Origin of the sequence: Aquilutibacter rugosus, assembly GCF_036541335.1 — a bacterium.
In the GTDB taxonomy this organism is placed as follows: Bacteria; Pseudomonadota; Gammaproteobacteria; order Xanthomonadales; family Xanthomonadaceae; genus Aquilutibacter; species Aquilutibacter rugosus.
Genome location: NZ_JAZHBO010000001.1, coordinates 49330 through 64795 on the forward strand (window position 1 = coordinate 49330; position 15466 = coordinate 64795).

A 15466-nucleotide genomic window follows, 5' to 3' on the forward strand; every position below is an offset into this window, starting at 1 on the left:
CTACTCCTTATTCCTCGATTACGGCCTTGCGCGGCATGCGTTCATCGCGCATGGCAGCGGCGTACACAAAGGCAGCGACCATGGCGGCGTTGTGCTTGAGATCTTCCTCGGAGGCGTGATCGACCGTGTCGAGATGGCTGTGGTGCACGTTGGTGAAGTAGTCCAGGCCATCCTGCACAAACTGGAATCCGGGCAAACCGACGCGATCAAAGCTGATGTGGTCGGTGCTGCCGGTGTTGCGCGAGACCACGGTGGTTGCGCCCAGATCGTTGAACGGCTTGAGCCATTCCTGGAAGATCGGCATGGCGGCCAGATTTTCCTGAGCATAGATGCCGCGGAATTTGCCGGAACCGTTGTCCATATTGAAGTACACCGAGAACTTGTCGTACGCGGGTTTGCGTTGCATGGCGCCGGTGCGCGGACGCAATGACTTGGGCAGATCGGCATCTTCCGGTTTGGTCGACAGCGGATACGATGCAAACGTCTTAGACACATAGTCTGCCGAACCGATCAGACCCTGTTCTTCGCCGCCCCACAACGCAACACGAATCGTGCGCTTGGGTTTGACACCAATCGACTTGAGGATGCGCATGGCCTCCATCATGACGGCGGTACCTGCAGCGTTGTCGTTGGCGCCGGTACCGGTATGCCACGAGTCCATGTGAGCACCGAGCATCACGATTTCATCGGCCTTAGACGTACCGGGCAGTTCAGCCAAAGTGTTGTACCCGGGGTCGTTGCTGTCCGAAGTAAAGCGCGCTTCGATGTCGGCGCGAATCCGAACTACATCTTTGTGATCCAGCATGCGCATGACCTGGTTGTAATGCTCGGCAATCATGGCCAGATCGGGCACGCCGACCGACTCCCCTGCACGTCGGGAGCCGGCACCGCCAACGCGGATGATGCCGTTATCCCAACCGCTGATGCTGACGGTGGCGAGCACGCCTTCGTCAACTAAGAATTTGTTCAACTCGCGCGTGAACTTCTCGCGGTCGCGGAAGTCCTTGATGCGTTTTGCGCGATCTGATGTCATGGTTTTGGGCACTGCGAACGACTGCAATGCAGCCAGGCCCGCATCGTCATAACGACGCTGATCGGGCTCCGTGCCGGGCTTGTATGCCCGCAACTCGGAAAGGAACAGAATCTTGCCCTTGAGCTTGCCCTGATACTTTTTGAAATCTTCAGCGCTTTTGAGCGTGACGGCCATGGCTTCGCCTTCGATTGGGCCATTGGTTCCGGGCGTCCAGGCCTTAGGCAATGCATGCAAGGGGAAGGCACGCGGGGCGATCATCTCGACATGGGCGCTGCGGAAATCCCAGCCGCGGCCAAAGTCTTCGAACGGGACATCTTTGACGTTGCTCAGGCCCCACTCGTTGAACTTGGATTTGGCGTAGTCATTGGCCTTTTGCATGTTCGGCGAGTTGGTCAGGCGCGGACCGATCTCTTCGGTCAGATGCGTGAACGTCTGCATGACCTGCGAGTTGTAGAAGGCCTCCTGGCGAATGCGGCTAACGACGTTGAGATCCATAGGCTGAGCATTGCCGGTCGTTGCCAGTGTCAGGCCAATAGTGAGAGCTGCGAGCGTCGTTGAGATCCGCATAGTCGTCGTTCGATCCGAAATTAAGGGCAATCTTCGATTCTGCTTGCCGAACACCGTCGGCGCCCATGGCAAAAGTCATGGGCACCGCGTTTTATCGGATTCAAACGATAGCGGGCCCGGCGCTTAGCCGCGATGGCGGCTGTGCAGGATCGTGACGACGAAACTGCTGATCAGAATCGGCCACAGGGCCCAACCGCAGAGTTTGAGCAGCAGCGACAGAATACCCGCACCCGATCCGCTGATCGGCTCAATGCCCGCCCCTACTTGCAGATCCACAAGCGGCACCACATTGCGCGTTACGAATCCGGCCGCATCCGCAAGCCGTTTACCGGCGGTACCCGGCGCATGGGCTTTCATGCGATGGAACTGCTCCTGCGAAGCCGCGAGTCGCTCCTCGCACGGCGCACCGCATTCCTGCATTGCCCCTAATGATGCGGTGGACTGGCGAAACCATTGACCGTAATTCACATAGGAAAGAGCGACGGCCACCACAAAAATCAGCGCAAGCGCTAAGCCGGGCCGCACAAACGGCTTGGTGCCGTAGCCGACGGTGATGCCATGCAACCACGAGCCCAACCAGCGCAAGTAATTGCCATCCTGCCGGTCGCGCTCCTGTTCCAACTTTCGACGCTCGATAAAGATGGCGTCGGCATCGGCCTTCTTACCGATGTCTGCGAGTCGGGTCTCCACGGCGGAATAGACCGAGCTATCAAACTCGCGAAGGGTGCGCAGCAGCCGCAAGTAAACCGGCGCACTCTCGACTTCGGGTTGAAGCGAATCAGCAACACGCCAACGTGTCACCTGCGCGCCACGCAAATCGATCAGCTTTGGCGGCGGCGGATCAGTCAATCGCAGGCAAACAATCTGCGCACTGTTCAGATCCAGCGAGGGCACCCGCGGCAATGACGTCTGATCACGGTTTGTATCCTCACCGGGGCGCCAATCAAAGGTTCCGGCAACCTCCAGATCCGTTGCAACGATCGGAAGATACGTGTCATTTGCCTCCACAAAGATCCCGTCAAGGTCTACATCGCCGCACTTGGCACCGCTTAGCCGTACGGCGACGGGGACTTTAAAGGCCATTGCATGTGGCGTCCGGAACGATCCGCGCAGATCACCAATTCGCAGCGACATTGAGATCTTGGCAAAACGCGCGTCGATCACAGCGAAGGGATTGAGGGCATCCGATCTGCCTGCCAGTGGCTTCAGCTCCTGCTCACCATCAATCCATACCGCACCCTCGCTACCGCCAAGGCGAATACGGACATCACGTACAACAATCTCCGGAGCTTGAGCGTGACGAAGATTGATGCACGAGGTGCCGGTCGACCAACCGCATGTTGCGGTGAGATCCACGCGTCCAATTCCGATATAACCTCGGACGATGGCGCCATCAAGAACGAGACAGCGCACCTCAAAGCGGCCCGCGGCGTTGCCGGCATCCAGAATCTCATCGCCACGCAAACGGAACTCGCCGCCGATCTTGGCACTCCAGAAATACAGCTCCAGGGCATAGCTGGACGCGTCGGTGTTACCGTCGCGATCTTCACTGATCGAAAAACTGACATCACCACCGACTTCGATGGTGGCAGCCTCGATACGACGCCCGCGCTGATCCGCTCGCACGGGCGAAGGAGCGAACGCTAGCTCCAGATTTCCGCCAATGGATGCGCCGATTGCCGACACTGACGGTTTGTCATCTTCACCGTGCATGCGACCGGCGAGCACCACCGAGCCGGTAATCCGCGCTAAGGACAAGTGGTAGGTCACACGTTGCGGCGCGTCTGCCTTCAGTCGCAAGGCGGCGCCAAGCACCGACTCCGTGAAGTCCATGAAAATCGGCGCCGCATCAGCCGAACCTGGCGCACATTGATGTCGGATCGCCACCTCGGAATCGAATCGCGAATACGATGCCGATACAAACGCGAACGTACCGTCACCCCGCAAAGGGCCACCGAGATGAATGCCCCGCAGAAACAACTTGCAGGGCTCTTCGCTTGACACATTCAGCCTCATCCCGCCGCTGATACGTGCCGCCTGAAATGACGCACGACTGATTTGTCCACCGAGACCCTCAGTCAGCTCGACAGAACCCTCGATACGCGAGGCCTCACCATCGATGTGCAAATCAACCGGGCCGCTGAGCCAGACGCCGAAATCGCCATCGATCATACTGCGGTGAACATTCAAGGCTGCAGCGAACGGTACATTGCTGCTATCACGCAACAACCGTTCAACGCCAAGACTTCCGGTGATGCGGGAGCCGCTAATACGCAGGGTCAACTGCGACTGGCGAAGGCGCTGCTGCGGATCGTGCAAATACAGCCCGTCAATTGCCAAGTCGCCATGACATTGAATGCCGTGCAGATTGAGTAGCGTCAGTTCATTCGGCAGGCGCTCGTCGACTGTCGTTGCGAGAATGCCATCGGCATCGGCCTGAACGTGGGTCAGTCGCAGTCCGTGCAGGAACACGCAGCGGTTCCAGTCCGTGGTTCGCAACAGCATGGGTGCGTCGACTTGGCCATGCAAATACGCAGGCTCCGTCACCATGCAGCCTGAAACAGGCTCACCTGCAGTCACGCGACGCGTGAACTCCGCCGCCGAAAGCGAAACCGGACGATCGAGCTCCATAGTCATCAGCCATACCCTCGAATGGTAAACCGTCTATGCAGGATAACCGATCTTATCCACGGGTTCTTGACCATTACTCGGCTACACTCGGGCGATGAAACCAAACCGCAATCTCACCGAAGGTCCCGTTGCATCAACGCTGCTGGTGTTCGCCCTGCCGATCTTGGCTGGCAACGTATTGCAATCTTTGAACGGTTCGGTGAATGCAGTATGGGTGGGACGCTACCTCGGCGAACAGGCCCTGACCGCAACGGCCAATGCCAACAACATCATGTTTTTCCTGATTGGTGTGGTCTTCGGCGTGGGGATGGCTGCAACGATTCTAGTCGGTCAAGCCATGGGCGCCGGCAATCAGGCGCAGGCCAAGCGCGTGATCGGCACCAGTGCCACGTTCTTCTTTGGTGTCTCGATCGCCATCGCGCTACTCGGTTTACCACTGTCACGCCACATCCTTGTATGGATGAGTACTCCGCCCGCCGCACTCGCCATGGCCGAGAGCTATCTGCGCGTGATCTTTATGGCCGTGCCGTTCCTCTATATGTTCGCGTTCTTCTCCGCGATCTTGCGCGGTGCCGGCGACACTCGCACGCCATTTGCGTTCCTGCTACTGGTCGTTCTCCTCGATATCGTGCTCAATCCCCTGCTGATCTTCGGTATTGGCCCCTTCCCTAAGATGGGTATTGCCGGCTCCGCGATGGCAACCCTGGTTTCCAACGTGATCAGCCTGATCGCACTGGTGTTCTGGCTGCGCTATCGGCGACATCCGCTGTGGATCAGTCGCGCCGACAATGCGGTCTACATTCCCGACCTGACCATACTGAAATCACTGATCGTCAAAGGCGTGCCCATGGGCCTGCAGATGATAGTGATCTCGCTGGCCATGATCATGATGATCAGCATGGTTAACAGCTACGGTGTTGACATGACCTCGGCCTACGGCGCCGCGCTGCAGCTATGGACTTACGTGCAGATGCCGGCAATGGCGATTGGCGCTGCCTGCTCCTCGATGGCGGCACAGAATGTCGGTGCACGCCGTTGGGACCGTGTCGAAGGCATTGCCCGCACCGGGGTGCTCTTTAACTTTCTGCTGACCCTTGCACTGATCCTGCCGATCATTCTGCTCGACCGTTACACGCTGGCGCTGTTCCTGCCTGATGCCAGCGCCGGTAGGTGATCGTTCGCCCGTCATCCATTCGTGATTCGCAATTTCTAATTCCAACCCGGAGAACTGCTCATGGCTAAACGCCCGGACTACGAAGACCTCATTAATGCCTCTGCCTCTGCCGAAAAACTGACGGCGTGGATCATCCATGAGTTGTCGGTGTTCAATCTCGGCAACACGGTGGATTTTAACTTCCTGAGCCGCCAGTCCGTGGGCGGCTATTGCAGGGCGCTTGGATTTGCCAAGAATCGCAACTGGGCACTGTTGGAGCTCGATAAGATTGCACCCGAGTCGCCGATGGGACCGAACGTAGTCCCAGAAAAGGAAGCCGTCGCCGTATTGGCACAGATCAAGCATGCGCTCGACAAGAACATTCTGCAGCCCAAGGAAGGCGGCAAGCCGCAGATGGACATCATTTCGGATTTTCTGCCCAAGGGCCGTCGCTACAAAGGTGCCAAGACGCTAGGACATTTGTGGGAGTTCCAATACGCGCTCGCCGTAGAGCTTGAACATGGCCGCACCCGTGGCGCCAATGTCACCAACAACCACCCGCTGCTGACCGCTATGGTTGTCCTGGCCCACCTCAGCGAAGATAAGCTCTACTACGCGCGCCTGTGGGAAATGGAAACCGGCGGCGAACTGTTCAACGCCACGCTCGAGAAAAAGCCAACGCGTTCGATCCAGGAAGAACATATCCGCGCTCGCGGTTATCTGCAGTCACGCTTGCAGGAAAAACTCAAAGTCAGCTGACCAAAAAAAACGCGCCTCCGGGCGCGTTTTTCATTGCAGACAAGGGCTCAGACGTTGAACCGGAAGTGCAGGATATCGCCTTCCTGCACCTTGTACTCCTTGCCTTCGAGACGCAGACGACCTGCCTCCTTGGCGCCCTGCTCACCGCGGTACTTAATGAAGTCGTCGTAGGCAGTCGTTTCGGCGCGGATAAAGCCCTTCTCGAAATCAGTGTGGATCACGGCAGCGGCTTGCGGTGCGGTGGCGCCGCGCTTGACCGTCCAGGCGCGGACTTCCTTTACGCCTGCAGTGAAGTACGTCTGCAGACCGAGCAAGCCATAGGCCGCACGAATCAGGCGGTTCAAGCCCGGCTCGTCCAGACCCAGATCGGCCAGGAATTCGTCGCGCTCGTCGTCTTCGAGTTGGGCCATTTCCTCTTCGATGGCGGCGCAGACCGGCACCACTGCGGAGCCTTCGGCATCGGCACGGGCACGAACGGCGGCCAGATGCGGATTGTCATCACCGAAACCGTCTTCGGACACGTTGGCGACGTACATGACCGGCTTCAGCGTCAGCAGAAACAGATCGCGCAGCATCGCGCGCTGATCGTCATCGAGCTTGGCCATACGAGCCGGCTTGCCCTCGTTCAAGGTCTCGCGCACAATCGGCAGCACTTCGAGACGGGCCTTGGCATCCTTGTCGCCACCCTTGGCCGCACGCTCAAAGCGCGCGATGGCCTTTTCGACGGATTCCAGATCGGCCAGTGCCAGTTCGGTATCAATGGTTTCGATATCGGAGATCGGATCGACCTTGTTGGAAACGTGGATTACGTCATCGTTCTCAAAGCAGCGCACGACGTGACAGATGGCGTCCACTTCGCGGATGTGCGAGAGGAACTTGTTGCCCAGACCCTCACCCGATGCCGCACCGGCAACGAGACCGGCGATGTCGACGAACTCAACCGCCGTCGGCACTACGCGTTCGGGCTTGACGATTTCGGCCAGGGAGTTCAGCCGCGGATCGGGAACCGGCACCACACCCACATTGGGCTCAATCGTGCAGAACGGGAAGTTGGCGGCAGCGATGCCGGCCTTGGTCAGCGCGTTGAACAGAGTGGACTTGCCCACATTGGGAAGGCCGACAATCCCGCATTGAATACCCATTTGCTTATCTCTTTATGAAAACGGTGAACTGAAAACGAGGTTCGTTTTTCAGTGTTACTTCCTGGTGTGCAGCGCGGTCATCGCATCGCTGAACTTACCGGCGATTGCCAAGGGCAACACGCGGCGCGCTTCAATAACGGCATCGAGCATGGCCGATGTTTCAGTCGAATTGGGCCGACTTAACACATGGCCGACGACGCGGTCTTTGTGGCCCGGATGGCCGATGCCAATCCGCAGCCGATGAAACTTACCGTCACCGCCGAGCACTTTAATGATGTCACGAAGGCCATTCTGACCGCCGTGGCCACCATCGAACTTGAGGCGCACGTCACCGGCTTCGATATCGAGCTCATCGTGCGCCACCAACATCTCGGCGGGTTCGATTTTGTAGAACTGCAACGCAGCGCGAACTGCCTTCCCGCTCTCATTCATGAAAGTCGACGGCTTAAAGAGAATGATCTTTTCGCCGTCGATCGTCAGCTGTGCGGTGGAGCCGAACAGCTTGCCTTGCGCGCTCCATGTGGCGCCCTGCTCCAAAGCGAGGGCATCAACAAACCAAAACCCGGCATTGTGCCGGGTTTGGGCGTAGTCGGGCCCGGGGTTGCCGAGCCCAACAATGAGGCGCAAGCCGGCGATTATTCGCCGTCCTTCGCTTCTGCAGCGGCGTCGCCTTCGGCAGCAGCGTCAGCAGCCGGAGCGGCTTCTTCGGTTGCTTCTTCGGCTTCAGCCTGGATGTGCTTGGCGATGGCGATAGCGGAATCGTGATCAGCACCCAGAGCCAGTTCGGGGATCTCGACACCCTTCGGCAGCTTGATGGCCGACAGATGAACGACTTCGCCCACTTGCAGGTTCGACAGGTCGATTTCCAGCGATTCCGGCAGATCCTTCGGCAAGCAGGTGACGACCACTTCGTTCAGTTCCTTAGTCACAGCGACTTCGGAGCTCTTACCGGCCGGCGAATCTTCGAGACCGACGAAGTGAATTGGCACTGCAACCTTGATCGGCGTGTTAGCCGACACGCGTTGGAAGTCCAAGTGCATGACGAGTTGCTTGTACGGGTGACGTTGCATGTCACGCAGCAGCACTTGTTCCTTTTTGCCGTCGATATCCAGAGTCAGGATCGAAGCGTAGAACCACTCGTGCATTTGGGCCAGCCACAGCGGCTCGTGATCGAGTTCGATGTTGACAGGTTCGGACTTGCCACCGTAAACGATGGCTGGAATCTTACCCTCAAGACGAAGGCGGCGGCTCGCACCCTTCCCTTCGACTTTACGGGCAGACGCTTTGATGACGTGATCGGTCATTGGTCTGTATCTCTTAAAAGTTATGGAGGGCCACCTCACGGCGACCCGAAGTAGACTCCATCGCGACCAATGGAGCCTGTTAAAACCCTGTAGCAGGGGCCAACATTATATCCCCTTTTTCTTTACAAACAAAGGCTTACGTTGGCCCTGAAACGGAAAAAGCCAGCCCGGGAATGATCCGAGACCGGCTTTTGGCGAAAATTTGATCAGTCCACGTAAAGCGAGGATACCGATTCGCCGTAGGCAACGCGACGGATGGTCTCGGCCAGCAGTTCGGCCACCGACAGCTGACGAATCTTGGGACAGGCCTGAGCCTCAGGCGAGAGCTGAATGGTGTTGGTCACCACCAACTCATCGAGCGCGGAGCCGTTGAGGTTATCAATGGCGGGACCGGACAGCACCGGGTGCGTGCAGTACGCCACGACCTTTTTGGCGCCACGGTCCTTGAGAGCCTTGGCGGCAGCGCATAGCGTACCGGCCGTATCCACAATGTCATCGACCAGAACGCAGTTCTTGCCTTCGACATCACCAATGATGTTCATGACCGTAGCGACGTTAGCCTTGGGACGACGCTTATCAATGATGGCCAGATCGGCGTCATCGAGGCGTTTGGCGATGGCACGCGCGCGCACCACACCGCCCACGTCGGGCGAGACTACGATGAGATCCTCGGTACCCAGCTGACGCCAGATATCGGCCAGCAGCACCGGCGAGGCATACACGTTATCGACCGGGACATCAAAGAAGCCCTGGATCTGATCGGCGTGCAGGTCAACGGTCAGGACGCGATCGGTATCTACACCCGTAAACATGCGTGCCGTCACCTTGGCCGTAATCGGCACACGCGAAGAGCGCGGGCGACGATCCTGACGTGCGTAACCGAAATACGGCACCACCGCCGTTACGGACGCAGCAGAAGCGCGCTTGAGCGCATCAATCAGTACAAGGAGTTCAACCAGATTCTCGGCCGACGGTGCATTCGTCGGTTGGATGACGAAGACCTCCTGACGGCGGACATTTTCCTGGATTTCGACTTGAACCTCACCGTCGGAGAAGCGGCCGACAAAGGCCTTACCGAGAGAGATCCCGAGTTCAGCGCAGACTTCCTGCGCGAGGGGGAGGTTGGCATTACCGCTAAAGACCAGAATATTGCGGTCGTTTTGCACGCGGAGCTCCAGGGGTCGGATTGGTGAAAAAATGGCAGGGGCGGAAGGATTCGAACCTACGCATGCCAGGATCAAAACCTGGTGCCTTAACCGCTTGGCGACGCCCCTGCAGGGAAACCTAGTTGTACTCGGTTAGCGCTGCCAACAGCGGCGCTCGATCGGCGCTCGCTGCAAGCCAGGCATTGACGCCCGGTGGCAGAGCCTGCAGTGCCAGTTCCGCTGAGTCCCAATCCGAAAACTCGACGAACACGACGCTGCCCGTACCGGTGAGCCTTGGTGTGCCGACGGCGCTCAAAAGCGCAAACATCCGCTCCACCGCCGAGTCTCGCCGGCGAAGGACGGGTTCAAAGGCATTGCCATGAACTCGCCCCTCTATGAAGTCCGATATTTTGACGGGTTCTGAATCTCTCGTCAATCCCTTATCTGCAAAAAGTTGACCGGTATCGGCATGAGAGTCCGGTCTGGCCAGCAAAAACACCTTTTGTGGCAGTTCTACAGGGGTTAGGACCTCGCCCGCGCCCTCGGCCCAGGCATGGGTGCCCCCAATAAAGAACGGTACGTCGGCACCCAGCTGTAAGCCCAACGTCGCTAAGCGTTCACTCGACCAGTGCAAATTCCAGAGCACATTCAGACCGTGCAGCACGGTGGCCGCATCGCTGGAACCACCGCCCATGCCACCACCCATCGGAATGCGCTTTTCGATGCCAATGTCGGCACCCAGACGGCATCCGCTTTCAGTTTGCAGCAAGCGTGCTGCACGGACGGCTAAATCCTGTTCGGGATCCACACCGGGCAAGGCACCAACACGCACGATGGCGCCGTCATCGCGGCACTCCAAGCTAATCGTATCGCCCCAATCGAGCACGCAGAACATGGACTGCAATGCGTGATAGCCGTCGGGGCGACGACCGGTGATTTGCAGAAACAGGTTGAGCTTGGCCGGGGCCGGCAGTTTCACTCGCCGCTCCAGCTGTCGATGACCAGTTTGACCTTAGTGGTTTCGCCTACCGTTGCCGTAATACGCTTGGGCAATACGGGCACACCGGTAGCGGCATCGGCGACAGTCCACTCTTCGTAACGGACTTGCCACTCGTCTTGCGTGAACTGTTGCGGCAAACCGGTGACCGGATCGCGTAGCACGGTGACGTCGGCAGGTGTAATGCCCTGCATCCAGGTGCGCAATTCATTAAGCGGGATGCGCCAGCCGCTGACTTCAAACAGCAGTTGTTCGGCATCGCTGCCGCGACGTGCGCCGCCGGACAGGCCTTCGATCACGGCACCATCGGCACCGGTATAGGTCAGACGCCAGGTCTGACGGGTGATGGGCGCGCTGATTTCGGCGACATAGCCATCGCGCAAGTTAGTCCAGTCCAGACGACCGCTGCCACTGTTGTTCGGTGCGGACACGGCAATCCGTCCGGCCATATTCCACGAAGGATGCGCGGCGAACCACGCCGCTGCATTCTCCTGCTGCATGGCATGCGCCTGCTGCTTTTGCGTCTCGCTCATCACCGGCCCCGAAGGAATGGTGGCGCAGCTGCTGAGCATCAGTGCCAATGCACTGACGGCGATCCATGATTTCATGCAGAGATTCCCATGAGTTGGCGCACCGCCTGCACGGCGCGGTTGATTTTATCGGTATCGAGCTTATCCGCCTGTTCGATGGCCTTGCGGGCGCCGTCGCGATCGCCGCTACGCCACAGCACCTCGGCCAGATGCGCAAAAATCTCGGGATCGCGTTGCAGTCGTGCAGCCCGTTGCAGTTGTCGCAATGCCTCCGGCAGATCGCCCATCTTGTAGAGCACCCAACCGTAACTGTCGATAATGGCCGCATTATTCGGCTGCGCTGCACGCGCACGATTGATCAGCTGCAACGCCTCCTGATAGCGCGTAGTGCGGTCGGCCAAGGTGTAACCCAAGGCGTTCAAGGTGTCGACGTTATTGGCATCCATCACGAGGATGCGACGGAACTCGGCGATGGCACGCTCGACTTCGTTGTTGCGTTCAAACGCCAGCGCACGCGTGTACAGCACACTGGTATCGTCCGGGAACGCAGACATCGCACGGTTCAGCACCTCCTGCTCGCGCGCAGGGTCACCGGCGCGCTGAAATAAGGTTGCCTCCAGCAGGAAGGCATCGCGACGCGTGTCGTCCGGCACCTCGGTGTTGGTCTGCAGCGCCTTGAGCATTTGCTGCCAGTCCGCCGTTCGCTTGAGCTCAAACAGCACATTGGCGGACGCCAATTGGGCGGACCACTGCTCTTCTTCGCCGGGAACACTGGCATACCAGCGTAGCGATTCTTCCCATTTTTTCAGGTATTCCGCGATCTGACCGAGCAGCAGACGCTGCTGCGGATCGGGACGGCTCGCGGTCTTCTGCAGTTCGCTGTACAACGCTTCCAGGCGCGGACGATCATCGGCCTGCGCCAGACTGTAAGCCCGCTCGGTATAGGTTTCGGCGGTCTGTTCGCCTTGCGCCAACACCCGCTCCGAATCCAGATAGTCACCGAGCAGGCGGTATTCGAGTGCCACCGAGGAGCGCAACGAGGCATTGGTCCGTGTCGCCGGTTCGACCTTGCGCAGCGTCTCGCGGGCGGCGGTCTCATTGCCGGCCAGGCGATCCTGTGCGGCACGCAGCAAGGTGATGCGTGGCTCGTCAGGAAAGCGACGCAGCATCTGGGCAATCGCGGCATCTATCAGCGAGGTCTCATCCAAGGCTTGCGCCAAGCCACCGACCGCCAACCAGGCGCCGATACGATTGGGCACGGCATTGGATTCAATCAGTTGGCGCAGAACCCGCTTGGCCTGTTGCTCATCGCGCGTTGCGGTGGCCAGTGTCGCCATCGCCAGTTTGCCGACACGATCATCGTCCTTCGACAGCATGCTCGCCAGTTCGCGGACGGCATCGGCATCACGGCCCTCGCGCAGTGCGACCGCGGCGCGTGCGCCCTGCAGATCATCGGGGTCGACGGGATTGCGCTGCCAGATCGCCAAGGCCTGCTTGGCCGCCGCATCGTTCTGGGTTAATAAGGCCAGCCGGAAGGCATTCTGGGCCACGTGTGCATCGCCGGTGCGCCGGGCTGCATACAGATACTGTTTGCCGGCGGTGACCAGATCGCCTTCGGACAGGGCAAATTCGGCCACCATCACAGGTTCCAGACTGAGATGCACCGGATCCGCCGCAGGGGTCAAAGCCGGCGCCGCCACGGCCCCACCGGCCCAACACGCGAGAACCAGAGCCGCGTTGCGCCATGCCGGCTGTGCCTTGTGCTCAGTCATGAATCATTCTCATTTGCGGCCTTAAAAATGGCATCCATTACAATAGGCGGTTAGCCGTCCTAGCTTACCTTACGAACCTGAACGCTACATCGCCACCTAAGCCCCAATTGTTTGTGCTCGGCCTGAATCATCAGACCGCGCCAATCACCTTGCGCGAGCGTGTTGCCTTTGCCGATGGCGATTCGACCGAACGGGCGCTGCGTGCCCTGCAAAGTCTGGGACAAGTGCAGGAAGTGGCCCTACTCTCCACCTGCAATCGCACCGAGGTCTATGCCGTTGCACAGGATGATGGCGCTTCGATTGCCCAATGGTTGGCGGATTTCTCCGGCGAACCGCTGGATGCCTATCTGTATCGCCACGACGATGTGGACTCGGTCCGGCACCTGTTCCGTGTGGCCTCGGGTCTGGATTCGCTGGTGCTGGGCGAGCCGCAGATTCTCGGCCAAGTGAAAACCGCCTGGAGCCAAGGTCACCAAGCCGGTACGGTTGGCCCGCAACTTGATCGTCTGTTCCAGAATGCATTCAAGGCCGCTAAGAAAGCCCGCACCGATACGCGCATTGGCGCGAACGCGGTGTCCGTGGCTTCAATGGCTGTGCGCATGGCGCAGGAAAACTTTGCCGACCTCAGCGAGTCCACCGTGATGCTGATCGGCGCCGGTGAAACCATTGAGCTGGCCGCACGTCACTTGCAGCAAGCCAAGGTCAAGCGCCTGCTGGTCGCCAATCGCACCTTTGCTCATGCGCAAACGCTGGCCGGTGAGTTTGGCGGTTTTGCCCTGGAATTGAGCGATCTGCCTCTGCACCTGCACGAGGCCGACGTGGTCATCAGCGCCACCGCTGCGCGCGATCCGATCCTTCATGCCGATGTGGTCCGCAATGCCCTGCAGCAACGCAAGCATCGCCCCATGATGCTGCTCGACCTGGCCGTACCGCGCGACATTGATGCGGCGGTTGCAGACCTGCGCGATGCCTTCGTCTATACCGTTGACGATCTGGAACGCTCGGTCGAAGACAATCGCCGCCTACGGCGCGATGCGGCCGCTGCTGCCGAAAACATCATTGATCTGCAGGCACAGCAGCACATGCTGGCACTGCAAGTCAGTTCGCATGCCGAGTCCATTCGCCAAGTGCGCGAGGCTGCCACTGCCGTGCGCGAAGCGGAAACTGCACGGGCCATGTCCATGCTCGCCGCCGGCCATCCGGTCGATTCGGTCATGCAGGAACTGGCCCACCGGCTCACCAACCGCCTGATGCACGGCCCGACGCGCGCCCTACGCGATGCCGCTCAACGCGACGACCAGACCACCCTGCGCGTGGTCAGCACTTTGTTTAAGGACACGAAACCGGACCATGATTAGCGACAATCTTCGTAACAAGCTGCTGGCCCTGGCCGAACGCCGCGAAGAAGTGGAACGCTTGCTGTCCGACCCCGCTGTCATCAACGACAACAACGAATTCCGCAAGCTCTCGCGGGAGTTCTCGCAGCTCGAACCCATCACCGACGCCCTGACCGCCGAATCGCAGGCACTCGCAGATCTGGCGACAGCCCGTGCCATGCAAAGTGATCCCGAACTCGCGGAACTCGCCGACGAAGAGATCACGGCCGCCGAACTGCGTCTGCAGGAATTAGAGCAGACGCTGCTGGCCGAACTGGTGCCCAAAGATCCGCGCGACGACGGCGATATCTATCTCGAAGTGCGTGCGGGCACCGGTGGTGACGAGGCGGCAATCTTTGCCGGCGACCTGTTCCGCATGTATCAGCGCTACGCCGAACGCCAAGGCTGGCGCGTCACCATTGAATCGGCCAACGATGGCGAACACGGCGGCTTCCGCGAAGTCATTGCCCTAGTCCAGGGCCAAGGTGCATACAGCCGACTCAAATACGAGAGCGGTACGCACCGCGTCCAACGCGTGCCGGAGACCGAATCACAGGGGCGTATCCACACCTCCGCCGCGACGGTCGCGATCATTGCCGTCGAACCCGAAGGCGAACCGATCGAGATCAACTCGGCCGATCTGCGCGTCGACACCTTCCGCTCCTCGGGTGCAGGCGGACAGCACGTCAACAAGACCGACTCGGCCATCCGCATTACGCACGTCCCCAGCGGCGTAGTCGTCGAATCGCAGACCGAACGCTCGCAACATGCCAACCGCGACAAGGCCATGAAACGTCTGGCCGCGACGCTGGCACAGATGCAGGCCGACAAGGCCGCTGCTGCCATCGCCGAGGACCGTAAGCTGCAAGTCGGTTCAGGTGACCGTTCGCAGCGCATTCGCACGTATAACTATCCGCAGGGCCGCATCACGGATCATCGTGTCGAAGGCCTCACCCTCTACGACCTGCCCGCCGTTCTGCAGGGCGATCTGAGTGGTTTAATTGACCGACTGGCGCAGGAAGACCGCGCCCAAGCCCTCAGCGCGCTGCGCTAATTA

The 15466-nt window shown here is 59.4% G+C and carries 12 protein-coding genes, 1 tRNA gene and 1 pseudogene; 4 read left to right on the forward strand and 10 right to left on the reverse strand.

From position 1 onward, the window contains the following. Nucleotides 1–7: 7 nt before the first annotated feature. Nucleotides 8–1600, reverse strand: a complete 1593-nt coding sequence (locus V3390_RS00300) for a M20/M25/M40 family metallo-hydrolase (RefSeq protein ID WP_425492962.1) — start codon at nt 1598–1600, stop codon at nt 8–10. 123 nt (nt 1601–1723) lie between these two features. Further along, the gene (locus tag V3390_RS00305; RefSeq protein WP_331702867.1) at nt 1724–4237 is read right to left on the reverse strand and encodes a hypothetical protein; all 2514 of its coding nucleotides are present in this window, start codon (nt 4235–4237) and stop codon (nt 1724–1726) included. Nucleotides 4238–4325: 88 nt separating this feature from the next. On the opposite strand from V3390_RS00305, the pseudogene V3390_RS00310 reads away from it, so the two are divergent. Next, nucleotides 4326–5393 (forward strand): annotated as a pseudogene (locus V3390_RS00310) (MATE family efflux transporter); the annotation flags it as partial. Nucleotides 5394–5465: 72 nt separating this feature from the next. Then, entirely contained in the window at nt 5466–6143 is a 678-nt protein-coding gene (locus V3390_RS00315) for a DUF5661 family protein (protein ID WP_331702868.1), read from the forward strand. Nucleotides 6144–6190: 47 nt separating this feature from the next. On the opposite strand, the gene ychF is transcribed toward V3390_RS00315, so the two are convergent. From ychF to V3390_RS00355, 8 genes are all read right to left on the reverse strand, one after another. After that, nucleotides 6191–7285 (reverse strand): redox-regulated ATPase YchF, encoded by a 1095-nt coding sequence (gene ychF / locus V3390_RS00320; protein ID WP_331702869.1) that lies wholly within the window; start codon nt 7283–7285, stop codon nt 6191–6193. Nucleotides 7286–7339: 54 nt separating this feature from the next. After that, entirely contained in the window at nt 7340–7921 is a 582-nt protein-coding gene (pth, locus tag V3390_RS00325) for an aminoacyl-tRNA hydrolase (protein ID WP_331689658.1), read from the reverse strand. Next, the gene (locus tag V3390_RS00330; RefSeq protein ID WP_331689506.1) at nt 7921–8589 is read right to left on the reverse strand and encodes a 50S ribosomal protein L25/general stress protein Ctc; all 669 of its coding nucleotides are present in this window, start codon (nt 8587–8589) and stop codon (nt 7921–7923) included. The genes pth and V3390_RS00330 overlap by 1 nt, the downstream gene beginning before the upstream one ends. Before the next feature lie 206 nt (nt 8590–8795). Continuing rightward, nucleotides 8796–9755 (reverse strand): ribose-phosphate diphosphokinase, encoded by a 960-nt coding sequence (locus V3390_RS00335; RefSeq protein ID WP_331689507.1) that lies wholly within the window; start codon nt 9753–9755, stop codon nt 8796–8798. A gap of 32 nt (nt 9756–9787) precedes the next feature. Further along, a tRNA-Gln gene (locus tag V3390_RS00340) sits at nt 9788–9863 on the reverse strand. A gap of 10 nt (nt 9864–9873) precedes the next feature. Further along, complete coding sequence (ispE, locus tag V3390_RS00345) at nt 9874–10713, reverse strand: 4-(cytidine 5'-diphospho)-2-C-methyl-D-erythritol kinase (RefSeq protein WP_331702870.1); 840 nt, start codon at nt 10711–10713, stop codon at nt 9874–9876. After that, nucleotides 10710–11339, reverse strand: coding sequence for a lipoprotein insertase outer membrane protein LolB (gene lolB / locus V3390_RS00350; RefSeq protein WP_331702871.1), 630 nt, complete (start codon nt 11337–11339; stop codon nt 10710–10712). Before lolB ends, ispE begins: the two co-directional genes overlap by 4 nt. Then, nucleotides 11336–13033: a tetratricopeptide repeat protein gene (locus V3390_RS00355; protein ID WP_331702872.1), complete on the reverse strand. Its 1698-nt coding sequence runs from the start codon at nt 13031–13033 to the stop codon at nt 11336–11338. The genes lolB and V3390_RS00355 overlap by 4 nt, the downstream gene beginning before the upstream one ends. Nucleotides 13034–13140: 107 nt before the next feature. On the opposite strand from V3390_RS00355, the gene hemA reads away from it, so the two are divergent. Together hemA and prfA are read left to right on the forward strand one after the other, a co-directional pair. Continuing rightward, nucleotides 13141–14391, forward strand: a complete 1251-nt coding sequence (hemA, locus tag V3390_RS00360; protein WP_331689511.1) for a glutamyl-tRNA reductase — start codon at nt 13141–13143, stop codon at nt 14389–14391. Next, nucleotides 14387–15463, forward strand: coding sequence for a peptide chain release factor 1 (gene prfA, locus V3390_RS00365; protein ID WP_331703613.1), 1077 nt, complete (start codon nt 14387–14389; stop codon nt 15461–15463). Before hemA ends, prfA begins: the two co-directional genes overlap by 5 nt. Nucleotides 15464–15466: the final 3 nt, after the last annotated feature.

Bases quoted from the DNA above. Each gene is read 5' to 3' on its own strand.
- V3390_RS00300 (WP_425492962.1), bottom strand. From the start codon at position 1,600: ATGCGGATCTCAACGACGCTCGCAGCTCTCACTATTGGCCTGACACTG.
- V3390_RS00305 (WP_331702867.1), bottom strand. From the start codon at position 4,237: ATGACTATGGAGCTCGATCGTCCGGTTTCGCTTTCGGCGGCGGAGTTC.
- V3390_RS00315 (WP_331702868.1), top strand. From the start codon at position 5,466: ATGGCTAAACGCCCGGACTACGAAGACCTCATTAATGCCTCTGCCTCT.
- ychF (WP_331702869.1), bottom strand. From the start codon at position 7,285: ATGGGTATTCAATGCGGGATTGTCGGCCTTCCCAATGTGGGCAAGTCC.
- V3390_RS00330 (WP_331689506.1), bottom strand. From the start codon at position 8,589: ATGACCGATCACGTCATCAAAGCGTCTGCCCGTAAAGTCGAAGGGAAG.
- lolB (WP_331702871.1), bottom strand. From the start codon at position 11,339: ATGAAATCATGGATCGCCGTCAGTGCATTGGCACTGATGCTCAGCAGC.
- V3390_RS00355 (WP_331702872.1), bottom strand. From the start codon at position 13,033: ATGACTGAGCACAAGGCACAGCCGGCATGGCGCAACGCGGCTCTGGTT.